This is a genomic window from Oceanobacillus chungangensis (assembly GCF_003369565.1).
Classification (GTDB): Bacteria; Bacillota; Bacilli; order Bacillales; family Amphibacillaceae; genus Oceanobacillus; species Oceanobacillus chungangensis.
On the sequence record NZ_PIOD01000016.1, the window covers coordinates 253621 to 278292 of the forward strand.

The following is a 24672-nucleotide window of genomic DNA, read 5'->3' on the forward strand; positions in this document are numbered from 1 at the left end:
AAGAGGGTAATCCTTCCCTAAACGTAAAATCTTTAGTAAAATAGGTATATATAACTTTTAAAGGTTAATTACTTTAAAATAAAGTTCAAGCCAAAAAATAATATTCTCTTTAAAAATCAAACAGAATCTGGTGATAAAAATGCAAGAAGAAGTGAAGATCAATACGGATTACATTACATTGGGACAATTTGTGAAATTGTTAAACATATTGGAGTCAGGTGGAATGGTGAAATCTTACCTACAGGATGTTGGCGTAATCGTAAATGGAGAATTAGAACATCGCCGTGGAAGAAAACTCTATACAAATGACGTGGTAGAGATAGAGGATGTAGGTTCTTACGTTGTTAAAAAAGAGGATTAATCTGCATGCACATTGAACAATTGAATTTAAAAAACTACCGAAACTATGAGCAACTCGAAGTTTCATTCGATGATAAGATAAATGTGATTATTGGTGAAAATGCTCAAGGTAAAACAAACCTAATGGAAGCAATCCATGTTTTAGCTTTTACAAAGTCCCATCGAACGACACATGAAAAAGAACTTATCCAATGGGACAAAGAATATGCTAAAATAGAAGGTAGGGTAACTAAACGACAGCAAACGATTCCGTTAGAAATCGTCATCTCTAACAAAGGGAAAAAAGCGAAATTAAACAGATTGGAACAAGGCCGCCTCAGCGACTATATTGGTGCGGTCAATGTAGTCATGTTTGCTCCTGAAGATTTGAACCTAGTGAAAGGTGCGCCACAGATCAGAAGAAGGTTTATCGATATGGAGCTTGGGCAAATTCAACCAACCTATATCTATCACTTAGGACAATATCAAAAGGTATTGAAACAGAGGAATCATTTATTAAAGCAAATGCAACGAAGTGGTAAGCCGGATAAAGTCATGCTCCAAGTATTAACGGATCAATTAGTTGAACATGCTGCAATCATATTAGAAAAACGGTTTACATTCTTAAAATTACTGCGTACTTGGGCAAGTCCTATTCATTTCGAAATTAGTCGAGAACGAGAAGAGTTAGAAATTAAGTATCAAGCTACGATTGAAGTATCAGAAGAAGTAACAAAAGAAAAAATAGAAACGATCTATTTAACTAAATTTGAAGAGATGCAAACAAAGGAAATAGAACGTGGCACCACGCTTATCGGCCCCCACCGTGATGATCTGCTTTTTTCAGTGAATAAGAAGGATGTACAAACCTTTGGATCCCAAGGACAACAGCGAACAACTGCCTTATCGGTCAAACTGGCTGAAATTGAACTTATCCATAAAGAAATAGGCGAATATCCAATTTTACTTTTAGATGATGTATTAAGTGAACTGGATGATCATCGTCAATCTCATTTATTAAATACCATTCAAGGAAGAGTGCAAACCTTTGTCTCTACTACGAGTGTGGATGGAATTAACCATGAAACCTTAAAAAAGGCTGAGTTAATTCGTATTAGTAATGGAGAAATCGTGAATTAGTCCAAATTCCAAGGGGGTCCAAGATGTTTATTCATATCGGCAATGCCAACGTTATTCGATCCCAAGATATTATTGCAATTATTGATTATCAAATGATTGCCGAATCCGCCATTATGGATGAAATGATTGAAACATCTTCAACTAGAAATAATATTGTAGGACCGACTGTAAATGCGAAATCAATTGTGATCACTGAAGATATGATTTATTACACTACGATATCGGTAGCGACATTACAGAAGCGGGCTAATATGATGTCGACAATTAGCAAGCTAGAAGATTATTCGGATCAAATGTCCCCCTAATCGGTAAAATACCCTTTTTAAGGTTAAATATATTGTTTGATAAACAGATAAAAATCTTGTCTGTATAAGTAAGGTGGAGACCGTCTAGTCATAATAAATGCTGGGCGAATCCTAAGTTTTCTAAAAGAAATGAGTGTGAGAAAATGTCAATGGATGACAAAGTTTCAAATAATGCAGCATATGATGCAGACCAGATTCAGGTTCTTGAAGGATTGGAAGCGGTTCGTAAACGTCCAGGGATGTACATTGGATCAACGAGCGAAAAGGGATTGCATCATCTTGTCTGGGAAATCGTTGATAATAGTATTGATGAAGCACTAGCGGGGTATTGCGATCGAATCGATATCATTATCGAGAAAGATAATAGTATTACAGTGAAGGATAATGGACGTGGTATTCCAGTTGATATCCAGAAAAAGACAGGAAGACCAGCAGTAGAAGTTATTATGACCGTTCTCCATGCAGGAGGAAAATTCGGTGGTGGCGGATATAAAGTTTCAGGTGGACTCCATGGTGTTGGGGCATCTGTTGTGAATGCCTTGTCTAGTAGCTTAGAAGTATATGTACATCGAGATCAGAAGGTCCATTTCTTAGGTTTCCAACGAGGAAAAGTAACTGAAGAACTTAAAGTTGTTGGTGAAACGGAAATAACTGGAACAATCACCCATTTCTCTCCAGACCCAGAAATATTCACAGAAACAATAGTGTATGACTATGACACATTAGTTAAGCGCGTTCGTGAATTAGCCTTTTTAAATAAAGGATTAACACTTACTCTAGAAGATAAACGGACGGATGAAGAGATGGATACATTTCACTATGAAGGTGGAATAAAATCATACGTAGAGTACATTAATCGAACGAGAGAAGTATTACATGAACCATTCTACGCAGAAGGTGAAGATCAACAAATTTCAGTAGAGGTTTCCATTCAATATAATGATGGATTTGCTAGTAACCTTCTTTCATTTGCTAATAATATTCATACGTATGAGGGTGGAACCCATGAGGTCGGTTTTAGAACAGGGTTAACTCGAGTAATTAATGATTATGCAAGAAAAAGTAATTTAATTAAAGAAAATGAAACGAATTTATCGGGTGATGACGTACGTGAGGGGATGACTGCAATTGTCTCCATCAAGCATCCTGACCCACAATTTGAAGGACAAACGAAAACAAAGCTTGGAAATAGTGAAGTACGTACAATAACGGATTCTATTTTTAGTGATTTACTTTCAAAATTCCTATATGAAAATCCAGCTGTTGCTAAAATTATTGTTGAAAAAGGCTTAATGGCATCAAGAGCGAGAATGGCTGCTAAAAAGGCTCGAGAGCTTACGCGAAGAAAAGGTGCTTTAGAGATTTCAAGCTTACCTGGGAAACTTGCTGACTGTTCATCTCGAGATGCATCTATAAGTGAACTTTATATTGTTGAGGGAGACTCTGCAGGTGGTTCTGCGAAATCTGGACGAGATCGTCATTTCCAAGCAATCCTTCCATTACGTGGGAAAATTTTAAACGTTGAGAAGGCTCGTCTTGACCGAATTTTATCCAATACAGAAATACGCTCGATGATTACAGCACTTGGTACTGGTATTGGAGAAGACTTCGATATAACGAAGGCACGTTATCATAAAGTTGTTATTATGACAGATGCCGATGTTGATGGTGCGCATATTCGTACCTTACTATTAACATTTTTCTTCCGCTATATGCGTCCATTAATTGAGCATGGTTATATTTATATTGCACAGCCACCACTTTACCAAGTGAAGCAAGGGAAAACCGTGCATTATGTTTATGATGACAAACAATTAGATGCGTTATTAGCAGAGATACCTAAGGCGCCGAAGCCTGGTATTCAACGCTATAAAGGTCTAGGGGAAATGGATGCGACACAGCTATGGGATACGACAATGGATCCAGATCAACGAACATTGCTTCAAGTTGAATTAACCGACATGGTTGACGCGGATCAGGTCTTCGATATGCTGATGGGCGATAAAGTGGAGCCGAGAAGAATCTTTATTGAAGATAATGCACAATACGTTCAAAATTTAGATATATAATCAAAATTTCAGGAACGGCCGTCAGAATTAGATGATTTTATCTAATATAATAGGAATTTATAAAAATTTCCTATTCCATTTATGTAACAAGAGAGGCCACGGCCAGCTCCAGCGCCCAACGACTAGCGAGACTTCCTTCACCTACGTACGATAAGTCAACATCGATTCGCTTACGCTTATCGTGTTTCCTTTATCTCCTACGAAGGTATGTTCGACACGTCGAACCACCCCAAACTGCGGGGCGCAGTCCGTACGTCGCTAAACGGGCGCTTGCGCTTTTGTTCATTTGACATCTAGAAAAGCACAGATAGTGATTTTCTTTTAGGAGGTATCAGGATGGCAGAGGAAGAACGCCAAAGTGTTCAAGAAATAAATATTAGTAAAGAAATGCGTACATCTTTTCTTGATTATTCCATGAGTGTTATTGTCTCAAGGGCATTACCAGATGTACGTGATGGTATGAAGCCAGTACATCGGAGAATATTATATGCAATGAATGATTTGGGAATGCACTCTGATAAAGCACATAAGAAATCAGCACGTATTGTCGGAGAAGTAATTGGTAAGTATCACCCACATGGTGATTCAGCGGTATATGAGACAATGGTTCGGATGGCTCAAGATTTTAGTTATCGCTATATGCTTGTCGATGGTCATGGTAACTTCGGTTCTGTAGATGGTGACTCAGCAGCGGCAATGCGTTATACAGAAGCAAGAATGTCAAAGATCGCGATGGAGCTTGTCCGTGATATCAATAAAGAAACAATCGATTACCGTGATAACTATGATGGTTCAGAACGGGAACCAGTCGTATTCCCTGCCCGATTCCCTAATCTACTTGTTAATGGAACGTCGGGAATTGCTGTTGGGATGGCGACAAACATTCCACCACATAACTTAGGAGAAACGATTGATGCCGTTCTAGCGGTCAGTAAAGATGCTGAGATTACGGTTGATGAGTTAATGGAAAGCTATATTCCTGGGCCGGATTTCCCTACTGCGGGAATTATCATCGGGAGAAGCGGCATACGTAAAGCATATGAAACGGGTAAAGGTTCGATTACGATTCGAGCTAAAGTAGAAATTGAAGAGCATGCAAATGGCAAGTCAACAATTCTTGTTACGGAATTGCCTTATCAAGTTAATAAAGCGAGATTAATTGAAAAAATTGCTGAGCTTGTACGTGACAAACGTATTGAAGGTATTACTGATTTACGAGATGAATCAGACCGTAATGGGATGCGTGTCGTGATGGAACTACGTCGTGATGCTAATGCTAATGTCGTATTAAATAATTTATATAAATATACGTCGATGCAAACAACATTTGGTATTAATATGCTTGCTCTAGTTGATGGACGCCCTAAGGTGCTAACAATTAAGCAATGTTTAGTGCATTACTTAGATCATCAGAAGGTAATTATTCGACGTAGAACGGAATTCGAGCTTCGCAAAGCTGAAGCACGTGCACATATTTTAGAAGGATTGCGAATAGCTCTCGATCATCTTGATGAGGTAATTTCATTAATTCGTAATTCGAAAACAACGGATATCGCAAGAAATGGGTTAATGGAACGTTTTAATTTATCTGAGAAACAAGCACAAGCAATATTGGATATGCGTCTCCAACGATTAACTGGTTTAGAGCGTGAAAAGATAGAAAATGAATATAATGAGTTACAAGCGCTTATTTCAGAATTAAAGGGGATTCTAGCGGATGAAGAAAAGCTTTTGGAAATCATTCGTGAAGAGCTTCTTGAAATTAAGGAACGCTTCAATGATGACCGTCGTACAGAAATTGTCGCTGGCGGCATAGGATTCTTTGAAGATGAAGATTTAATTCCAGTCGAAGATATTATTGTTACACTTACACATCAAGGCTATATTAAACGTCTTCCGGTATCGACCTATCGTACGCAAAACCGCGGTGGTCGTGGAATTCAAGGAATGGGAACGAATGAGGACGACTTCGTAGAGCATTTATTATCGACTTCAACCCATGATACGATTCTTTTCTTTACAAATAAAGGGAAGGTTTATAAGGCTAAAGGATATGAAGTTCCTGAATTTAGCCGTACAGCTAAGGGAATCCCTATTATTAATATGCTGCAAATCGAAAAGGGAGAATGGATTAATGCTGTAATTTCTGTAAATGAATACAGAGAAGATGCATATCTCATCTTTACAACTAAAGAAGGAATCACGAAGCGTACGTCATTATCTATGTTTGCCAATATCCGCAAGGGTGGAATTATTGCTGTTGGTCTGCGCGATGAAGATGAGCTTATTTCCGTGAAACTAACAGATGGTACGAAGGATATTATGATTGCAACACAGAATGGTTACCTCATTCGTTTTGAAGAAACACAAATTCGTTCCATGGGACGAACAGCTGCAGGGGTAAAAGGTATTTCGTTACGTGATGATGATATTGTTGTTTCCATGGAAATTATCGAGACTGACTCGAAAATTCTGCATGTTACTAGTAATGGATATGGAAAACAAACACCAGAAGCTGAATATCGCCGAATAAATCGTGGTGGTAAAGGCGTATTTACAAGTAAATTAAATGAGAAAACAGGTCATGTTGTAGCGGTTAAAGCTGTAACAGGGGACGAAGACCTAATGCTTATTACAATTGCTGGTGTGTTGATTCGTATTCCAGTTAAAAGTATCTCTGAAACTGGGCGTAGTACAATGGGTGTTCGTTTAATTCGCTTACAAGATGGCGAGGAAGTAGCGACAGTTGCAAAAATTGAGCACGAACAAGAAGCAGTTGAAGAAGCGGTTGAGAATACAGAAGGAACGACAGATTTAGCAGTACATCAAGATACAGACGAAGAATAAAGTGAATAACAGACAAGGTGGCTTACTTTGAGTTTTTGGGGTGGTCACCTTATCTAATGTTTACATATGTGCAAATAAGGGCGTCATATAAACGTCAAAGACAAACATGTTTTCTAAGCAGTTAAAGCAAGTTTAGTAACCTCTTCACTATAGGCTGTCACTTAAAAGGTGGCAACCAAGTTTTCTATAATAACTGGGGGAAATAATATGTTAGTAGAACCATCACAACTTATTCCAGGATGCGTTTTATTAAGAGACGTTAAGGGAAAGTCAAATCGACCAATCATACCAGAGAGTACGGTTTTAACAGAAGAACATATTATGGTTTTACAGAAATACTTAGTCCAAACGGTGGCTGTTGCGACAAAACTTGCCACAGGTGATACATATGTACCAAAGGCGATTGAACAAAAAAAAATCATTAAACAGAAACAAATAGAGGCAGAGCAAAACCTATCGTTCTCTGACCATTTTACTGAAGTGGTAGCCGATTATAAGCAGCTATTTATACAGTGGCAAAATGGAATGCCGATTGATATTCCAGCTGTAAGAAAACTTATTATTCCACTGTTAGAAAGAATTGAAAACATTAATACGGAAGCATACACCCTCCATCATGAGACAACAAAGTCAGAGTATATTTATTACCATAGTGTAGCAGTTGGCATACTTTCCGCATATATAGGGAAAAAGCTAGATTATTCTAAAGGCGAATGGTTACAAATTGGGCTTGCTGGATTTCTAAGTGATAGTGGAATGGCTAAGATAGATTCTAACATTATTTCCAAAACGGGCTATCTCACGGATTCCGAATTTGCCGAGATTAAGAAACATCCAACATTCAGCTATCGCCTGCTGGAACATCTTCCAGCGATTAATCCTGCTGTGAAGCTTGCTGTTGTACAGCATCATGAACGATTAGATGGCAGCGGCTATCCATTAGGAATTGCGCAAGATAAAATCCATATTTACGCAAGAATTATCGCGATTGCCGATACGTATTATGCGATGACAAGTGACCGATTATATCGAGAAAAAAAATCGGCTTTTCAAGTAATTGAGGAAATACAGAAAGAACAATATTCGAAGTTGGATTATCAGATTGTAAAGGTGTTTATAGAACACCTGCTTAATATTGCAACAGGCACAAAGGTCATGTTATCCAATGGTCAGACAGGTAAAATTGTATTTACCAATCCCGATAACCCAACACGACCGATGATTCAACTCGATACAAATAATGAAATTATCGTCTTAAAAGATAGACCAGATTTGTATATTAATGAAATAATGAAGGACTAGCCTGATGGTTAGTCCTTTTTACTTTTATGGTCTTTTCTTATTTTATTGACGCTTATTATATAAAATTCGAAGTAAGTAGGCTTAGAGTTGAATTCAGTGAAACTGTTGCTATTCAAGCAAGAGTCTCCCGTCCTCTGTTACAATCAACTACCATAAGAGATGGAAAATTTGCATAATCCTGCGAAATGTAATATCGGATTAGCAAGATAGTCTGTAAAATAATAGTAATAGCGCAATCCCAGCGAACGAAATACACGGAGACTCCTGCGGGAGGAAAGGCCTCGGTGAGACTGCGAAGTGCGGTAGCACAAGCAGGCTCACCAGCCGCCCGCGGAAAGCGTAGTGTATTTCTGGAGCGAATAGCCTGTGAGAAATTCTCCTCCCAAGTTATATCGCTGTTTAGATCGACATATACTTCTTCCGTTCCACTAGTTTCTGTATAGTTCACGCTCAAGCATCATTGGTATCTTCTCAGCAGCAATCTGAAGAAAATGTGTGATGAATGGATAATCCTGATCAGGTTTTAATTGCAATAGCTCGCCCCACCACTCTGTTTCATAACGGCTTAACATACTTAGATTATACAAAAGCAAATAGTGAATAATAATTTCAGAAATTGGATAATATGATTCCCGGTGGATTGGGAAATAAATGGTCTGGTCCTTCATATGAAAGAATAAGGGCCCTGCTGCCGATGGGTTAAGCAACGAATTTAATTCGATGTAAATGGTAGTCTTATCATGATTGATTTGCTTAATACTTGGCAAGTGGGCTTTAATTCGGTGTATAAAGGCATTCTCTGTTAAATAATAGGTATCTAATAGGTGCATTGGAAATTGTAAATGTGGAGAGTGACAGGAACCAACAACCACCATTTTTGCCTGCGCATCGTATGTAAAGTAGGAATCCATCTCAGGGATTAAACCTAGTAGTTCTCCCATGCTAATCTTCTCAAATGGCAATTTTTTCATAGACAATAAATGTTCGGAGAAATATGGCAGTAGTCCATTATGCTGTACCTTTACTTCATCCTCCATAAAGCTATAATTCTTTTTCTTTCGCTTTCTTGCTGTTACACCATGGGCTAAATTAGTAGTCGATTCAGGGTAATCCGGTCGTTTTGTTAAAAGGCATGCTTTTAGTAAATGGGTCATCCCATAAAAATACAAAATTGGACGCGCAAAAAGATCGAGTTGCTTTCCGCTCTCGAAAAATCGGTTCCCATGATTAAGATAATAAATAAACGTATTGCAATTTTCGTAGCTCTTTGATTCTGCCTCTGCGATTCCGTTTTCTTTATAACGATGGAATAGGTATTTTTGCGCGGTTTGTTGTGATTGCAGATAAGTATAGAATTCATTAAATTTTTTCATTATTTTACCTCAGATTGATATTTCAGAATCTACTTTCTTTTCCGTTTCCAATAAACTCTGGTTGAAATATGGGGTAGGTTCGCGTATTGTATATAAAAATAGATATGCCTACCTAGTTTTATCTTTTTACTTCATAACATACATTAGAAAACTTGGAAGTCACCAAGTCTTTCGGTGACTTCCTTAGTTGCACTTATGAGTAAAAAAGTTTTTATACTTTCTTAACTACTAAATAAAAGGAGGACTAATAATGCGTGAAGATAAGTTTACGAAAGAAGGATTAACATTTGATGATGTGTTGTTATTACCCGCAGCATCAGAGGTTTTGCCGAGGGATGTTAATCTTAGTACAGATTTATCACTGAATTTAAAGCTGAAGACACCGCTTATAAGCGCGGGAATGGATACTGTTACAGAAGCAGAAATGGCGATTGCAATGGCTCGTCAAGGTGGTCTTGGTGTTATACATAAGAACATGACAATCGAGGAGCAAGTAGAACAGGTTGACCGTGTGAAACGTTCAGAGAGCGGCGTTATTACGAATCCATTTTTCCTAACTCCTGAGCATCAAGTATATGATGCAGAGCATTTAATGGGGAAATTCCGTATTTCTGGTGTTCCAATTGTAAATTCAATTGAGGAGCAAAAATTAGTAGGTATTCTAACCAACCGGGATTTACGATTTATCCAAGATTATTCAATTTCGATTGCTGAAGTAATGACAAGTGAAAATCTTGTTACAGCCCCAGTAGGAACGACATTAGAAGAGGCTGAAAATCTTCTGCAGCAATATAAAATCGAAAAGCTGCCATTAGTAGATGATAATAATATTCTCAAAGGGTTAATCACAATTAAGGATATTGAAAAGGTAATCGAATTTCCAAATGCAGCGAAGGATAAGCAAGGAAGACTAATTGTTGCAGCGGCAGTAGGTGTTACTGGCGATTCTGTAAAACGAATTGAACAATTGGTCAACGCTGGTGTAGATGCGATTGTTATCGATACGGCACATGGACATTCAAAAGGTGTATTGGATCAAATTAAAGCAATTCGCGATATATTCCCTGATTTAGATATTATTGCAGGAAATGTAGCAACTGCTGAAGGTACAAAAGCTCTAATCAAAGCTGGTGCTACAATAGTGAAAGTTGGTATTGGTCCTGGATCAATTTGTACGACACGTGTTGTGGCAGGTGTTGGTGTTCCGCAAATAACTGCTGTCCATGATTGTGCGGTAGCCGCAAGTGAATATGGCGTTCCAGTCATTGCGGATGGTGGAATTAAATATTCTGGTGATATCGTCAAGGCGTTAGCAGCAGGTGCACATGCTGTTATGTTGGGTAGCATGTTCGCAGGAACAACAGAAAGCCCTGGGGAAACGGAAATCTATCAAGGAAGAAAATATAAAGTATATCGTGGAATGGGTTCATTAGGAGCAATGAAAGCAGGCTCGAAGGATCGTTACTTCCAAGAATCATCTGATAATAAGAAACTTGTTCCAGAAGGTATTGAAGGAAGAGTTGCATATAAAGGATCTGTTGCTGATACAGTACATCAATTAGTTGGTGGATTACGTTCAGGAATGGGCTATTGTGGTACAGGTACAATTGAAGCATTACGTAAGGATAGCCAGTTTATCCGAATTACGAATGCTGGATTGCTTGAAAGCCACCCACATGATGTTCAAATTACGAAAGAAGCGCCAAACTATTCTATCCGATAGTTTGGAACAAAAGTGCAAGCATCTGGTTAGCAACGTACGGAAGTGAGGGATGTCTCTCGCTAGTCGCTGGGTGTGAAAGCTAGATATGGCTTCTCTTGTCACTTGAATATTAGTTAAGAAATTTTTTTACACTTTCTTAACTATCAAAAAAGGTAGATGGGGATTTTCAACCTCCCGTCTATTTTTTTGCCTTCTTCTATGTTAAAATAGCATGGTGCATATTATTATTGTACAAAAAATTGTTGGAGGTACGGAAAGTTGACACGAAATATCAAGAAAGGACTGTCATTTTTACTTATAGCTTTAGTTTTGATGACGTCACTAATAATACCATCATTTTCTGCACAAGCAGCAGGAACGTTAGATCTTAACGCAGAATCAGCAATATTAGTAGATGCTGAAACAGGGAAGGTTTTGTATTCTAAAAACGCCGATATAGCTCTTCCTCCAGCAAGCATGACAAAAATGATGACTGAATATCTAGTACTTGAAGCGATTAATAATGGAGATATTAGTTGGGATACGACTACACAAATAAGTGATTATCCATATAAAGTCTCTGCAAACCCGTCATTTTCTGGTATTGGATTAACACAAGATAAAGATTATACAGTTCGGGATTTATACAACGCTATGGCGGTTTTCTCCGATAATGGTACAACAATTGCACTTGCAGAACTTATTTCTGGTTCTGAAGCTGAATTTGTAAAGTTAATGAATCAAAAAGGGGAAGAAATGGGTCTTCCTGAATATAAATTTGTTAATGCGACAGGTATCGATAATGCCGACCTTGTTGGCATTAATCCAGATTTAGAAGATGAAAATGGCAGTAACTTATTATCAGCGAAATCAGCTGCATTACTAGCCTTTCATTTAATTAATGATTATCCAGAAGCATTGGATATATCGAAACAAACGACAGTACAATTTGAAGGATATACAGTAGAGAATCTTAATTGGATGCTTCCACATGATGCTACAAACTTTAAGCAATATTATTATGAAGGTATGGACGGGCTAAAAACGGGCCATACGATTCTAGCAGGATATACGTTTACAGGAACATCTGAACGTAATGGCAGTCGATTGATTTCAGTTGTAATGAAAACAGCTAGTGAAGATGAACGCTTTAAAGAAACAGCTAAATTAATGGATTACGGTTATACACAATTCCAATCAACGGAATTATTCCCGAAAGGCTACAAGCTGGAAGGTGAATCTTCTATCCCAGTTGCAAAAGGGAAAGAAGACACGGTTGAAGTTTCCCTAAGTGAAGGAATAACATTACCAATTAATCCAGATGATGCAGACAAGTATCATATTGAATACAATATTGATAAAGATAAACTAAATAAAGATGGGGAATTAACAGCACCGATTGAAAAAGGTGAAGTAGTTGGTACAGCAACCCTGGCATTTGACGGTGAAAATGACTTTGGTTATATTTTCCCTGAAAGCGAATCTACCTTCGATTTAGTAACTGACAATGCAGTAGAGAAATCAAATTGGTTCATGCTTACATTAGGGGCAATTGGTGATTTCTTTGCGAATCTATTCACTACTTCTGTAGATTGGATTAAAGGTTTATTCAGCTAATTTTAGTAGCTAAGAAAGTATAAAATATCTCCTGTTTTAATTCTTGTGATAGGAGAGGCAAAGTCCAGCTCCAGCGCCCGTGCTCCTAGCGAGACTTCCTTCACCTCCGTACAATAAGTTAACATCGATTCGCTAGGTGAAAGGAAGTTCAGTTAAAAACGCGACAGGACGTCGCTAAACAGGTGCTTGCGCTTTTTGTTCTAAGCACTTGCATTCATTTAGAAAATTGATTAAAATAGACTGTAATTAAATGCAAACAGTATTGATAGGAACTAGTAACAGCATCTCTATCATTAGAGAGTCGGTGGTTGGTGCAAATCGACGTTAGAATGTTGTGAATCCATCCTTGAACTGGTTTATGGAAAAGACCTGTATCTTAGTAAATAAACCCGGTATCGTACCGTTAATACGTCTGAGCCGGAAGAGACAATTCTCTTCAACAAGGGTGGCAACGCGGGAAATATACTCTCGTCCCTATTTATTAGGGACGGGAGTTTTTTGTATTCTAAAACACTATAAGGAGGAATTTCTATGTTAGACATGAAGTATTTACGTAACAATTTTGAAGAAGTAAAAGGAAAGCTTACCCATCGCGGTGAGGATTTATCTGAGCTCGATCATTTCGAAGAGTTAGACAGTAAACGAAGAGAACTAATTATCCAAACAGAAGAGTTAAAGGCGAAGCGAAATGAAGCAACAAAACAGATTTCTGTGTTGAAGCGAGAGAAAAAAGATGCAGAACCAGCAATCAAAGAAATGCGTGAAGTTGGTGATCAGATTACCGTACTCGATCATCAGTTAAACGAAATTGAAGAGCAATTACAACAAATTATGCTCTCTATCCCGAACATTCCACATGAAAGTGTACCAGTTGGTGAGGATGAAGAGGATAATATTGAAATTCGTAACTGGGGTGTACAGCCTGCGTTTGATTATCAGGAACAAGCCCACTGGGATATTGCATCTAACCTAGACATTCTAGATTTTGAGCGAGCAGCAAAGGTAACAGGGAGCCGCTTTGTATTTTATAAAGGACTAGGTGCAAGACTTGAGCGTGCACTAATTAATTTCATGATGGAGCTGCATGCAGATGAACATGGTTATGTAGAGATGCTTCCGCCAACAATCGTGAATCGTACGAGTATGACTGGTACTGGACAGCTTCCTAAATTTGAAGAGGATGCATTCAAGCTAGAAGGCTGGGATTACTTTATGGTTCCGACTGCAGAGGTTCCAGTAACAAACTATCATCGCGATGAGATTTTAGCAGGAGGAAATTTACCAATAAAATATGTTGCATTTAGCGGAAGCTTCCGTTCTGAAGCTGGATCTGCTGGACGCGATACACGTGGATTAATTCGTCAACATCAATTCAATAAAGTGGAACTAGTTCATTTTGTAAAACCAGAGGATTCTTATGAAACACTAGAAGTCCTTACTGGGCATGCTGAAAAGGTATTGCAGCTTCTAAACCTACCATACCGTGTAATGAGCATGTGTACAGGTGATTTAGGGTTTACAGCAGCGAAGAAATATGACATCGAGGTTTGGATGCCAAGCCAAGAGAAGTATCGTGAGATCTCTTCTTGCTCTAATTTCGAAGATTTCCAAGCAAGACGTGCGGGCATTCGCTTTAGAAGAGAAGCAAATGGCAAGCCTGAATATGTGCATACATTAAACGGATCAGGACTGGCAATTGGTAGAACAGTTGCAGCCATCTTAGAAAATTACCAACAAGAGGACGGCTCTGTAATCGTACCAGAAGCATTACGTCCATATATGGGTGGCAAAGAAGTTATTAAATAGTTTCGAGACAAGGCAGTGAGCAGAAATCGCTCTCTGCCTTTTTCTTGTATTAGGAAAGCTGTTTTGTGAAGGAATGTCACAAAAACTAGACTAATAAGAAGTGCTAATGATTAGCTAATATAGGGTGCAAACTAGTGACAATTGTAATTTTTAATTAACATCTATTGTAAGCGTCAAGCTTCTCTTTTATATATGATTCCTCATAATCCCAGCGTAAGAAATACACGAAGACTCCTCGAAAATAAAGAGCGATTTTCTTCGTGCGATGTAATGCTGCCGAAGCCTTTCTTGTTCTGCGGGGAGAAGAGCCTAGATGAGATAACGAAGCGCGATAGCACAAGTTGGCTCACCAGCTCCCCGCGGAAAGCGAAGTGTATTTCTGGAGCGAGACGCCTGAGAGCAAATGCTAAACAATCTAGTTCGCACTTTATACAAAATAACAACAAACATGAAAAAATAATCCATAAGGGAAAGTGAATAATCAGGGGAAAAATGTCGAAAAAATATTGACAACCGAAATTTGACATGATATATTATATTTTGTCGCTACGGAGGTATACCCAAGTCCGGCTGAAGGGATCGGTCTTGAAAACCGACAGGCGGGTCAAACCGCGCGGGGGTTCGAATCCCTCTACCTCCTCCATTAAACGAATTAAATTACTTAAATAGATAAAAACCGTTACAGTTTGTAACGGTTTTTTTACTTTTTCTTTAGGAAAGAGTCTAGAAAATGCTTTGGTATTTGTAAATTCCCCTCATCAATTTCCAAGTAGTTATCATGATCAGATGCTTCTTGTTTCTTAATATAAGCTACTTCCTTATAAAGCCGTTCCATCTTCAAATCCAATTCATTTGCAGCTGTTGCTGCATTCGTTAATTCCAATTCTAAGTGATTCGGAATAGATTTATTATATTTATAATAAATCTTATGCTCGAGGCTAGCCCAGAAGTCCATTGCCACTGTACGGATTTGGACTTCAACATATACCTGTTCTTCCCGGTCAGACATAAATACAGGAATAGCTAATACTAGATGCAGACTTTTATAACCATTTGGTTTTGGATTCTTTATATAATCTTTGCATTCAATTAACGTAATATCCTTCTGTTTTTGGATCATGTCACTTATCTTATAAATATCTGTATTAAAGGAACATACAATCCGAATACCGACGATATCTCTTATATTTTCCTTAATCGAATCTAACGACATCTCAATATTTTTACGGTGGGCCTTTTGCAAAATACTTTCTGGTGACTTAATCCGCGATTTGATATGTTCGATTGGATTATAATCATGAAAATGCTGGAACTCCTCTTTTAAAATCGTTAACTTTGTATCCATCTCCCGTAAGCCAAATTTATATGTCATCATGAATCGTGTTAATTCATCTCTGATTTCCTTTAACTGCTGTACATAATCCTGTTCCATCTCTAGTTGTCCTTTCTTACTTATAAATAAAGCTAAGTAAATTATATCAAAAATTGAAAAGCAAAGACGGTTTTATCCCTTTCTTCATCTTGACAAAAAAGGGATGAACGAATATAGTTCAAAATAATCAGTTATACATAATAATGGATATTCATTTCATCTTTTAAATGAAATAATGTTATTGACAATCAATGAATTAACCAATTTGAAGGAAGTTTACTAGATGGAAGAGGGATTTGATGGATAAGAAAATAGCCTTCCTAGGGGCTGGATCGGTTGCGGAAGCGATTATTTCTGGAATGATACGATCCGAAGTAGTAAATCAGGAACAAATTATTGTTACGAATAGAAGTAATCAGGAACGACTAGAGCAAATGAAAAACGATTATAGGGTTCAATGTACGACTGATAAGAAAGAGGCATTTCGATATGCTGACATTGTTGTGCTTGCTGTAAAACCAAATAATGTCAAGGAATCACTAGAGTCAATTAAAGCTTATTTGAATCCAAATCAATTAATCATTTCAGTCATCGCTGGTGTGACAACTGAATCGATTAGAACTAAAATAGGAATTGATGCAGCTATTGTACGCGTAATGCCAAATACGTCAGCATCGATTGGCTATTCAGCAACTGCAATTACTGCAGGAAAATTTGCCTCAGAGCAACAAGTTAGGCTCGTTGAGTCAATCTTTCAATCGATTGGTATTACTACCATTGTAGAAGAAGATGACATGCATATTGTGACAGCAGTATCTGGAAGTGGACCAGCATATGTCTACTATCTAGTAGAAGCAATGGAGAAGGCTGCTATTGAAGCAGGATTAGAGAAAGAGATCGCATATAAACTAATTACACAAACGATTCTTGGTGCTGGTGAAATGCTGAGGCAGTCTGGAGAAACTGCTGCTGGGCTACGGAGGAAAATAACAAGTCCGGCAGGAACAACAGAAGCTGGGATTAAACGATTAGAAGAAAAGGATTTCCAAACAATTGTCATTGATTCTCTGAAACGTGCACGAGATCGCTCAATGGAATTAGGAAAAAACTAAAAAGATAGGTGCTCATAAAATTATAAGCACCTATCTTTTTATTGGTAGTAAAGAAAGTATATTCATATATCTTTCTACATAAGCGCAACTAGGCAATTCGCCTAAAGGCTCGGTTTTCTAATAAACTGTCTCGAATGTTGAATTAAATGTCCAACCTTTTCCAGTACTGGTTCAATTGAGTTTTCCTTTTTCATTAAATCATAATCGGAAATATTTACTCTAAGAACAGGGCAAGCATTGAAGTTATTAATCCAATTTTCATAACGCCCATACATTTCTTCCCAATAAGTAATTGGCGTTTCTTTCTCCATGTCACGTCCACGTATTTGGATTCGCTCTAATATTTCATCTAGTGACCCCTCCAAATATATCAGTAAATCAGGATGTGGAAAATAAGGAGTCATGACCATTGCATCAAATAAATTCGTATACGTTTCATAATCTGTTTCGGACATTGTACCATTGTCGTAATGCATTTTTGCAAAGATCCCGGTATCCTCATAAATTGACCGATCTTGAATAAATCCGCCACCATATTCAAAGATTTTCTTCTGTTCTTTAAAGCGTTCTGCTAAAAAGTATACTTGTAAGTGGAAGCTCCACCGTTCAAAGTCAGCATAGAACTTTTCTAAATATGGATTGGTATCTACCTTCTCAAAAGAGGTTTTAAAATTTAAAGCATTTGCTAATGCATTTGTCATGGTAGACTTACCTACCCCAACCGTACCAGCGATTGTAATGACACTATCATTTGGAATATGATATTTCTCACGAAGATTCATTTTTTTACTCCTTTATTCATTCGTATTCGTTACTTGGTTTATAATTTCTCCTGATAAGATAGGCCACGTCCAGCTCCAACACCCGTGCTCCTAGCGAGACTTAACTCACCTCCGTACAATAAGTCAACATCGCTTCGCTTACGCTCCCAAAGAGTTTCCTTTATCCCCTACGAAGGTATGTTCAACAAGTCGAACCACCCCAAACAGCGGGGCGCAGTCCGTACGTCGCTAAACTAGCTTTTAGCTTTAGGTTATAATTGCTTACTCACCAAGGTGATAATTTGATTTAAATCTGTCTGATGGCGTATAAAATCAACCTCGTCTCCGTTAATTCGAATGATAGGAATGTCAGGATGGAGTACTTCAAATTCATCCATATACTGCTCATAGTCCTTCGACAGCTGTTCTAGGTAGGTAACTTCAATATTCTGCTCAAATTCCCTTCCACGCTGCTTAATACGCTTTAAAAGGGTATCTAAACTAGCATGCAAGTAAATCATTATATTTGGAGTAGGCATATCTTCTGTTAAAATACGATAGATTTTCTCGTATTTCTCAAATTTATCTTTCTCCAATGTGCGTTTTGCAAAAATCATGTTTTTCGATATATGATAATCGGCAATGACCGGTTTATTTATATTTAAATATTGCTCCCCAATATCTTCTAATTGCTTGAATCGGTTGCATAGAAAGAACATTTCTGTTTGGAAGCTCCATGCCTCAATGTCATCATAAAACTTGCCAAGAAACGGGTTCTCCTCGACAATCTCTTGTAATAAATGAAAATGGAAATGGTTAGAAAGCTTCGTTGCAAGAGAGGTTTTTCCAATCCCAATTGGACCTTCTATTGCAATAAAGGGAACTCCTGCCATACCCACACCTCCAATCAATTCGTCATCTGAAATCAACGCTAAATATCTTAACATAGTTCGACAAGATATTCTATGAGAAAAAATGACACTTTTCTTTAATTCAGTTTTTCTGTATAATATACTTTATTATTAGAGAAAATTATGACCTCGTAGCTCAGGGGATAGAGCATTGGTTTCCTAAACCATGTGTCGCAGGTTCGAATCCTGCCGGGGTCACTTTTTTTAAGAAAATATTGAAAGCGTTTTAATTACGAGGGTGGTTTAGAAAAGGTGGAAAAAGGAAATAGAAAAATTACTGTATAAGCTCAGTTGGCTAATCCTAAGCTTCCACAGACTTAATATATAAGCTAATGAAGAAGGGAAGTTTGCAAATGGGTCTAACGAAAAAGATTCTTATAGCACTTGTTGCCGGGGTCATCGTTGGGGTTGGATTAAGTTATATTCCGACAAATATTTTTAGCGCTGTTAATACATATGTATTAGATCCAGTTGGTCAAATCTTTATTAACCTAATAATGATGCTTGTCGTACCAATTGTATTCGTATCGATTGTTCTAGGGACTGCTGGTTTAGGGGAACCAGCGAAATTGGGTAAAATCGGCATTCAAACAATCTCCTTTTTCCTTGTCACTACAGCGATTGCATTAACGATTGGCATCGGTTTAGCATTTCTTCTGGAACCTGGTCAACCTGGTGTCTTTAATACAGATACACTCGAATATGAAGAACAATCTGCACCACCAATAATGGAAACAATTATTAATATTATTCCAGATAATCCAATTTCTTCAATGGCTTCAGGCGATATGCTGCAAATAATCGCATTTGCTATTTTCATAGGAATAGGACTAGCCTTTCTAGGGGAGAAGACAGATGGGATTCATCGGCTGTTTGAACAAGCAAATGAACTGTTTATGTGGTTAATCCAGTCGATAATGAAGACTGCTCCTTATGGGGCTTTTGCCTTAATTGCATCTGCAATTGGGGAAGCTGGTCTGAGTGGAATTGGACCAATGGCAATGTATATGATTACCGTTATTTTAGGATTGGTCTTACATGCAGCGATTACATATAGTGCCGCAATTTGGGGCATTGGCAAGGCAAACCCATTAAAATTCTTTAAAGCATTTTTCCCTGCCATGTCAGTTGGCTTTAGTACTTCTAGTTCAAATGCTACGTTGCCGGTTTCTATGAAGGTTGCTCAGGAAAATCTAGGTGTGAAAAAAGAGATTAGCAGCTTTGTACAGCCGCTCGGAGCAACAATTAATATGGATGGAACGGCAATTATGCAAGCTGTTGCTACCGTATTTATTGCACAAGTATATGCTGAGACACTAGGATTCGCTGATATTATTATGATTATTCTAACTGCTACACTCGCAAGTATTGGAACAGCAGGAGTTCCTGGAGTAGGGTTAATCATGCTTGCAATGGTATTAAATGCTGTTGGATTACCTGTTGAGGGGATTGGACTGATTATCGGTGTCGACCGCATTCTCGACATGCTACGTACCTCTTTAAACATAACAGGCGATGCTGCATGTGCATTTATTATTTCTGAAAGAGAAAGACGTAAAGAACTTAAGGCAGAGAATGCTTAAATAACTAGACAGACCAGCCCTATTTTGATTGGCTGGTCTGTTTTAATATTAGACTGTTTTCTAAACTTGTAGGAATGCAGTTACTTGCCCCAGCGAAAAGTAGTTGCTTCGCCAAGTAAATCAACCCTATGTGTAGTAGATGTAAATTGCGACGTAATAGCAATATTGATTGGAGCAAACGGAAAGTCGCATTCTATAGGCAACTATACAGTTAACTGCACGTGTATGGGAGAGCTCATATTTAAGATAGCAATTGCTCAAAACCTGGCGTAGTGTATTTCCGCAGCGGTCGTTCCGGGAGACTTCTCATCGCCTAAGCTTACGTTACATTTATATAAATAATAAATTAATGGCGAATTGATTAGTTTGCTTTCACACCCGTGCATTGCTACTTGATGCAACGAAGCAATCACAGGTTGTTTTCCAGGAGTTGTATTACCATATACAAAAATATACAAAAAAGTACGCTCAGTAGAAATCAATATTAAGTATTGTTGAAGCTTAAAATTCCTAGTCAAGAAGTTTTATTTTGTAAACAAATACTTTGAATTTGTCGCATAATGTTTTAAAATAGATTATAGTTACCAAAATGTTTTAATTATTTCGCTAAGTATATTTTTGTAAACGATTTCAAAATTGGATGGAGTGATTGGATGGATATGCAAGTCATACCAGCAAGAGAAGGAAATCATAATTTACATGACTACGAGAAAACGAGGGAAAGCTTTTCATGGGAAGATATGAAGAAGGACTTCAGCTGGAATGAAACAGGGAAAGTGAATATCGCGTATGAAGCAATCGATCGCCATGCGAAGAATCCAAAGAAAAAGGATAAGGTTGCACTAGCATACTCTTCACCAGAGCGTGAAGAAAAGGTAACTTTCGAAACGTTGAGCAAGGAGAGTAACAAGTTTGCTAACGTACTAAAGAAATATAATACAAATAAAGGTGATCGGGTATTTTTATTTATGTCAAGAAGCCCAGAATTCTATGCTGCTTTCTTTGGTATATTAAAAATCGGTGCAATAGCTGGTCCATTGTTTGAAGCGTTTATGGAGCAAGCAGTGCGGGATAGATTACAAGATAGTGAAGCCAAAATACTAATTACAACACCTGAATTGATTGACAGGGTGCCACAGGATGAATTGCCAAATTTAGAAAAAATTATTATCATCGGCAACAATGTTGAAAATAAGGAAAGATATATTGATTATTATCAAGAAATGGACGCTGCATCTGAAGAATTTTCGATTGAATGGGTCGATCTGGAAGATGGGATGCTCCTTCACTACACTTCTGGGTCAACTGGTAAGCCAAAAGGAGTTTATCATGTGCATAACGCGATGATTCAACATTATGCAACAGCCCAGTGGGTACTCGACTTAAAAGAGGATGATGTTTACTGGTGTACGGCCGATCCAGGCTGGGTAACCGGAACAAGCTATGGAATTTTTGCTCCATGGTTGCTTGGGGTGACAAATGTAGTACGTGGTGGAAGATTTACGCCAGACGATTGGTATCAAACATTGGAGGAAAATAAAGTAACGGTCTGGTATACTGCGCCAACAGCACTTCGACGTTTAGTAAGCTGTGGGCAAGAAGTACTGGATAAATATGATTTGTCACAGTTGCGTCATCTGCTTAGTGTTGGGGAGCCACTTAACCCTGAAGTTATTACGTGGGGAATGAAGGCATTGAATTTACGCATCCACGATACATGGTGGATGACGGAAACGGGAGCACAGCTTATTGTAAATCTTCCGTCCCTTGAAATTCACCCTGGATCAATGGGCAAACCAATTCCTGGTATCGAGGCATCAATTGTTGATAATGAAGGGAATGAAATACCACCGAATCAAATGGGTAATTTGGCAATTAAAGCACCATGGCCAGCGATGATGCGTAAGATCTGGAATAACCAGAGTAAGTATGAGAGCTATTTTATAAATGGCTGGTATGTTTCAGGTGATAGTGCATATAAAGATGAAGATGGTTATTTCTGGTTCCAAGGCCGACTGGATGACGTCATTAATACTTCTGGGGAGCGTGTTGGTCCATTCGAGGTTGAAAGTAAGCTGTTAGAGCATCCTGCTGTTGCTGAGGCAGGTGTAATTGGAAAGCCAGACCCAGTACGTGGGGAAATCATTAAGGCGTTCATTACGCTTAATGCCGGCTATGAGAATTCAGAGGAATTATTGGAAGATATTCGTAAGTTTGTTAAAACAGGACTGAGTGCACATGCAGCACCACGTGAAATGGAAGTGAAGGATTCCATACCTAAAACGCGCAGTGGAAAAATCATGCGTCGATTACTTAAATCATGGGAGCTCGGATTACCGACCGGAGATACTTCTACACTTGAGGAATAGTATTAAGACAATTGACTTTCGCCTAAACATGGCGAGAGTCAATGTTTTTCTATATTATAGGAAAGTACAAAAAATCTCCTGTTATAATTCTGATGACAGGAGAGGCCACGCCCAGCGACTAGCGAGACTTCCCTCACCTACGTACGATAAGTCAACATCGATTCGCTTGAAGGGGAAGTTCGGTTAAAAACGCGACGTCCTGTCGCAACACCGACCACCCCAAATCCTGTGGGACGCAGTCCGTATGTCACTAAACGGGCGCTTACGCTTTTGTTCTATATGATAAAAGTGAAAGATTTTCGAGGTGAATGTGAGATGTTCCATCCAGAAGCAGATGACTCTGTTCCTCTATATCCAGACACAACCATAAAGATGCTCCCTGGTGATGTGCTTTATTCACATAAACTTGCATTTTCCTCTGTTATTGTCGGTCACGTTGGAATGGTAGGGGAAGATTGCCGAATATATCATGTAAATCGATGGGGGAATAAAGGACATGCTGACCGTATGTCCGTATATCTTAGCAGACATAAAAAGGGAGAAAAGCTTACGATTTTAAGATTTTCCGATAAAAAAATTGCCAAGGAAGCAGCTTGTTGGGCAAAGGCTAATATCGGTAGTATTGAAGCCTATAAATACACAAGAGATTTGGCAGATATAAAAATAAACTATTGCTCGAAATATATCTGGCAAGCCTATTACTTTGGAACAACTCTAAATGTAGATCTATTAGGGAATAATCTGGATGCTGAAAAGAAGCGGTACATCACGCCCTCTGGGATCTTTCGTCGTTTAGAAGTAGTGGGGAGCTTCCAAACATGAGAATAAAAAGAAAAAAGCGCTGAACCCAGCACTTTAACCGAAAAATCGCATAGATAGAGGAATTCGGTAATGTTCTCCATTATAAGATTTTATTGCTGCTAGTATCGTAAAGACGAAAGCCATAATTCCGAGAATCGGTAGTAAGATAATACCGATTAAAACGAGGACTAGTATCCAAGCGATAATTCCATAAATTGCGTAAGAGATTAAAAAGTTAAAGTAAGCCTTTCCGTGGAAATTAATAAATTCCGATTCATTTTTCTTTATTAACCAAATAATAAGTGGCACTAAAATTGCAGATGGAAAGCTAAGTAAATAAATGAGAAGCGTGAGTGTTCTTTCTTCACTTGATGGCATTTGCCAGATTCCTCCCTAATAATAAATACGATTGTTGAACTCATGTATATGTTACCAAAGATATTTTAGGATTCAAAATGATATTTAAGTATGAAAGCCTCTACCGGATGTACGAGCTTAAAGCAAAAGGAGACCTGTACATAGGTCTCCTTACGAATATTTATGCTGTAATGTCAGTAGCTGGTCCAAATACTAAGGCATTACACGCATTTTTTCAAGTGCTTGAACAATATACGGTGAAGGATTTAATTAACAATGAGCATGAATTGCGGGAGCTCATGGGGATAGAGTAAATATGTTTTATTTTTACCTAGTAGGGAAGAGGTATTAATGTATCTACTATCTACTAAAGGAGAGATTCTTATATGGGTAAAAAGATAGCAACGGTAATCACAGATATGTTCGAGGATATCGAATTTACAAATCCAGCAAAGGCATTTAAGGATGCAGGACATGAAATTATCACAATTGCGGATGAAAAGGGGAAACAAGTGGTAGGAAAGAATAAAGAAGCTACCGTTACAATAGATAAAGGTATTGATGATGTAGATCCGAATGATTATGATGCATTGTTTATCCCAGGTGGTTTTTCACCGGATCAGTTGCGTGCAGATGATCGATATGTCGCATTTGCAAAACACTTTATGGATGAGAAAAAACCTGTTTTCGCAATCTGTCATGGTCCGCAACTGTTAATTACTGCAAAAACATTAGAAGGCCGCGATGCAACAGGGTATAAGTCAATCCAAGTTGATATGGAATATGCCGGAGCGAAAGTGGCGGATGAGGAAGTTGTAGTTTGTCAGAATCAGCTCGTTACAAGTCGCCAGCCAGATGATATCCCGGCATTTAACCGAGAGTCGCTAAATCTGTTGAAATAGAGAA

21 protein-coding genes, 2 tRNA genes and 1 other annotated feature are annotated in these 24672 nt (G+C 38.2%); of the genes, 18 read left to right on the top strand and 5 right to left on the bottom strand.

Annotated features, from left to right (window positions below):
• The first annotated feature begins 139 nt into the window (after positions 1–139).
• The 7 genes from yaaA to CWR45_RS19890 all read left to right on the top strand — a co-directional run bounded on the left by yaaA (position 140) and on the right by CWR45_RS19890 (position 8445).
• On the top strand, positions 140–361 hold the full coding sequence (gene yaaA, locus CWR45_RS14405; RefSeq protein ID WP_114914789.1) for a S4 domain-containing protein YaaA: 222 nt from the start codon (positions 140–142) through the stop codon (positions 359–361).
• 5 nt (positions 362–366) lie between these two features.
• A complete protein-coding gene (gene recF / locus CWR45_RS14410) occupies positions 367–1479 on the top strand; it encodes a DNA replication/repair protein RecF (protein ID WP_115750555.1) in 1113 nt (370 codons plus the stop codon).
• 23 nt (positions 1480–1502) lie between these two features.
• Entirely contained in the window at positions 1503–1784 is a 282-nt protein-coding gene (remB, locus tag CWR45_RS14415; RefSeq protein WP_115750556.1) for an extracellular matrix regulator RemB, read from the top strand.
• A 143-nt stretch (positions 1785–1927) separates the two neighbouring features.
• Positions 1928–3853 (top strand): DNA topoisomerase (ATP-hydrolyzing) subunit B, encoded by a 1926-nt coding sequence (gyrB, locus tag CWR45_RS14420; protein WP_115750557.1) that lies wholly within the window; start codon positions 1928–1930, stop codon positions 3851–3853.
• A 336-nt stretch (positions 3854–4189) separates the two neighbouring features.
• The gene (gene gyrA / locus CWR45_RS14425; RefSeq protein WP_115750558.1) at positions 4190–6700 is read left to right on the top strand and encodes a DNA gyrase subunit A; all 2511 of its coding nucleotides are present in this window, start codon (positions 4190–4192) and stop codon (positions 6698–6700) included.
• A gap of 207 nt (positions 6701–6907) precedes the next feature.
• Entirely contained in the window at positions 6908–8002 is a 1095-nt protein-coding gene (locus CWR45_RS14430; protein WP_115750559.1) for an HD-GYP domain-containing protein, read from the top strand.
• A gap of 284 nt (positions 8003–8286) precedes the next feature.
• A complete protein-coding gene (locus CWR45_RS19890) occupies positions 8287–8445 on the top strand; it encodes a hypothetical protein (protein WP_170138874.1) in 159 nt (52 codons plus the stop codon).
• Here the strand turns inward: CWR45_RS19890 and CWR45_RS14440 are convergent.
• Positions 8431–9375, bottom strand: a complete 945-nt coding sequence (locus CWR45_RS14440) for a YaaC family protein (protein ID WP_115750561.1) — start codon at positions 9373–9375, stop codon at positions 8431–8433. The genes CWR45_RS19890 and CWR45_RS14440 overlap by 15 nt on opposite strands.
• 250 nt (positions 9376–9625) lie before the next feature.
• On the opposite strand from CWR45_RS14440, the gene guaB reads away from it, so the two are divergent.
• From guaB to CWR45_RS14460, 4 genes are all read left to right on the top strand, one after another.
• A complete protein-coding gene (gene guaB / locus CWR45_RS14445; RefSeq protein ID WP_115750562.1) occupies positions 9626–11098 on the top strand; it encodes an IMP dehydrogenase in 1473 nt (490 codons plus the stop codon).
• A gap of 258 nt (positions 11099–11356) precedes the next feature.
• Positions 11357–12694, top strand: a complete 1338-nt coding sequence (locus CWR45_RS14450; RefSeq protein ID WP_245975428.1) for a serine hydrolase — start codon at positions 11357–11359, stop codon at positions 12692–12694.
• Positions 12695–12947: 253 nt separating this feature from the next.
• Positions 12948–13173: a binding site (T-box leader), on the top strand.
• Positions 13174–13225: 52 nt separating this feature from the next.
• The gene (gene serS / locus CWR45_RS14455) at positions 13226–14500 is read left to right on the top strand and encodes a serine--tRNA ligase (protein WP_115750563.1); all 1275 of its coding nucleotides are present in this window, start codon (positions 13226–13228) and stop codon (positions 14498–14500) included.
• 550 nt (positions 14501–15050) lie between these two features.
• Positions 15051–15143, top strand: a tRNA-Ser gene (locus CWR45_RS14460).
• Positions 15144–15200: 57 nt separating this feature from the next.
• Here CWR45_RS14460 and CWR45_RS14465 read toward each other — a convergent pair.
• Positions 15201–15932, bottom strand: a complete 732-nt coding sequence (locus tag CWR45_RS14465; RefSeq protein ID WP_115750564.1) for a GTP pyrophosphokinase — start codon at positions 15930–15932, stop codon at positions 15201–15203.
• Positions 15933–16171: 239 nt separating this feature from the next.
• Here CWR45_RS14465 and proC point away from each other — a divergent pair, with 239 nt between their 5' ends.
• Positions 16172–16984 (top strand): pyrroline-5-carboxylate reductase, encoded by an 813-nt coding sequence (proC, locus tag CWR45_RS14470; RefSeq protein ID WP_115750565.1) that lies wholly within the window; start codon positions 16172–16174, stop codon positions 16982–16984.
• Between the two features lie 101 nt (positions 16985–17085).
• Here the strand turns inward: proC and CWR45_RS14475 are convergent, their stop codons facing one another.
• Both CWR45_RS14475 and CWR45_RS14480 read right to left on the bottom strand, forming a co-directional pair.
• Complete coding sequence (locus CWR45_RS14475; protein WP_115750566.1) at positions 17086–17766, bottom strand: deoxynucleoside kinase; 681 nt, start codon at positions 17764–17766, stop codon at positions 17086–17088.
• 251 nt (positions 17767–18017) lie between these two features.
• The gene (locus CWR45_RS14480; protein ID WP_115750567.1) at positions 18018–18638 is read right to left on the bottom strand and encodes a deoxynucleoside kinase; all 621 of its coding nucleotides are present in this window, start codon (positions 18636–18638) and stop codon (positions 18018–18020) included.
• Positions 18639–18781: 143 nt separating this feature from the next.
• Here CWR45_RS14480 and CWR45_RS14485 point away from each other — a divergent pair.
• From CWR45_RS14485 to CWR45_RS14500, 4 genes are all read left to right on the top strand, one after another.
• Positions 18782–18854, top strand: a tRNA-Arg gene (locus tag CWR45_RS14485).
• A 155-nt stretch (positions 18855–19009) separates the two neighbouring features.
• A complete protein-coding gene (locus CWR45_RS14490) occupies positions 19010–20239 on the top strand; it encodes a dicarboxylate/amino acid:cation symporter (protein WP_115750568.1) in 1230 nt (409 codons plus the stop codon).
• Between the two features lie 653 nt (positions 20240–20892).
• On the top strand, positions 20893–22608 hold the full coding sequence (gene acsA / locus CWR45_RS14495) for an acetate--CoA ligase (protein WP_115750569.1): 1716 nt from the start codon (positions 20893–20895) through the stop codon (positions 22606–22608).
• Between the two features lie 315 nt (positions 22609–22923).
• Complete coding sequence (locus tag CWR45_RS14500) at positions 22924–23430, top strand: hypothetical protein (RefSeq protein ID WP_115750570.1); 507 nt, start codon at positions 22924–22926, stop codon at positions 23428–23430.
• A 33-nt stretch (positions 23431–23463) separates the two neighbouring features.
• Here CWR45_RS14500 and CWR45_RS14505 read toward each other — a convergent pair whose 3' ends face one another.
• Positions 23464–23787 carry a DUF4870 domain-containing protein gene (locus tag CWR45_RS14505; RefSeq protein ID WP_115750571.1) on the bottom strand — a complete coding sequence of 108 codons (324 nt, stop codon included), beginning with the start codon at positions 23785–23787 and terminating at the stop codon, positions 23464–23466.
• Between the two features lie 77 nt (positions 23788–23864).
• Here CWR45_RS14505 and CWR45_RS20340 point away from each other — a divergent pair, with 77 nt between their 5' ends.
• Both CWR45_RS20340 and CWR45_RS14515 read left to right on the top strand, forming a co-directional pair.
• A complete protein-coding gene (locus tag CWR45_RS20340; RefSeq protein ID WP_281271859.1) occupies positions 23865–24080 on the top strand; it encodes a hypothetical protein in 216 nt (71 codons plus the stop codon).
• A gap of 72 nt (positions 24081–24152) precedes the next feature.
• Positions 24153–24668 carry a type 1 glutamine amidotransferase domain-containing protein gene (locus tag CWR45_RS14515; protein ID WP_115750572.1) on the top strand — a complete coding sequence of 172 codons (516 nt, stop codon included), beginning with the start codon at positions 24153–24155 and terminating at the stop codon, positions 24666–24668.
• The last annotated feature ends 4 nt before the right edge of the window (positions 24669–24672 follow it).

Excerpts from the sequence above, each read along its gene's own strand:
- CWR45_RS14440 (WP_115750561.1), bottom strand. The coding sequence starts at position 9,375 with ATGAAAAAATTTAATGAATTCTATACTTATCTGCAATCACAACAAACC.
- serS (WP_115750563.1), top strand. The coding sequence starts at position 13,226 with ATGTTAGACATGAAGTATTTACGTAACAATTTTGAAGAAGTAAAAGGA.
- CWR45_RS14505 (WP_115750571.1), bottom strand. The coding sequence starts at position 23,787 with ATGCCATCAAGTGAAGAAAGAACACTCACGCTTCTCATTTATTTACTT.
- gyrA (WP_115750558.1), top strand. The coding sequence starts at position 4,190 with ATGGCAGAGGAAGAACGCCAAAGTGTTCAAGAAATAAATATTAGTAAA.
- guaB (WP_115750562.1), top strand. The coding sequence starts at position 9,626 with ATGCGTGAAGATAAGTTTACGAAAGAAGGATTAACATTTGATGATGTG.
- CWR45_RS20340 (WP_281271859.1), top strand. The coding sequence starts at position 23,865 with ATGATATTTAAGTATGAAAGCCTCTACCGGATGTACGAGCTTAAAGCA.
- CWR45_RS14430 (WP_115750559.1), top strand. The coding sequence starts at position 6,908 with ATGTTAGTAGAACCATCACAACTTATTCCAGGATGCGTTTTATTAAGA.
- CWR45_RS14490 (WP_115750568.1), top strand. The coding sequence starts at position 19,010 with ATGGGTCTAACGAAAAAGATTCTTATAGCACTTGTTGCCGGGGTCATC.
- CWR45_RS14515 (WP_115750572.1), top strand. The coding sequence starts at position 24,153 with ATGGGTAAAAAGATAGCAACGGTAATCACAGATATGTTCGAGGATATC.
- CWR45_RS14500 (WP_115750570.1), top strand. The coding sequence starts at position 22,924 with ATGTTCCATCCAGAAGCAGATGACTCTGTTCCTCTATATCCAGACACA.
- CWR45_RS14480 (WP_115750567.1), bottom strand. The coding sequence starts at position 18,638 with ATGGCAGGAGTTCCCTTTATTGCAATAGAAGGTCCAATTGGGATTGGA.
- yaaA (WP_114914789.1), top strand. The coding sequence starts at position 140 with ATGCAAGAAGAAGTGAAGATCAATACGGATTACATTACATTGGGACAA.
- CWR45_RS14475 (WP_115750566.1), bottom strand. The coding sequence starts at position 17,766 with ATGAATCTTCGTGAGAAATATCATATTCCAAATGATAGTGTCATTACA.
- recF (WP_115750555.1), top strand. The coding sequence starts at position 367 with ATGCACATTGAACAATTGAATTTAAAAAACTACCGAAACTATGAGCAA.
- acsA (WP_115750569.1), top strand. The coding sequence starts at position 20,893 with ATGGATATGCAAGTCATACCAGCAAGAGAAGGAAATCATAATTTACAT.
- gyrB (WP_115750557.1), top strand. The coding sequence starts at position 1,928 with ATGTCAATGGATGACAAAGTTTCAAATAATGCAGCATATGATGCAGAC.
- remB (WP_115750556.1), top strand. The coding sequence starts at position 1,503 with ATGTTTATTCATATCGGCAATGCCAACGTTATTCGATCCCAAGATATT.
- CWR45_RS14465 (WP_115750564.1), bottom strand. The coding sequence starts at position 15,932 with ATGGAACAGGATTATGTACAGCAGTTAAAGGAAATCAGAGATGAATTA.
- proC (WP_115750565.1), top strand. The coding sequence starts at position 16,172 with ATGGATAAGAAAATAGCCTTCCTAGGGGCTGGATCGGTTGCGGAAGCG.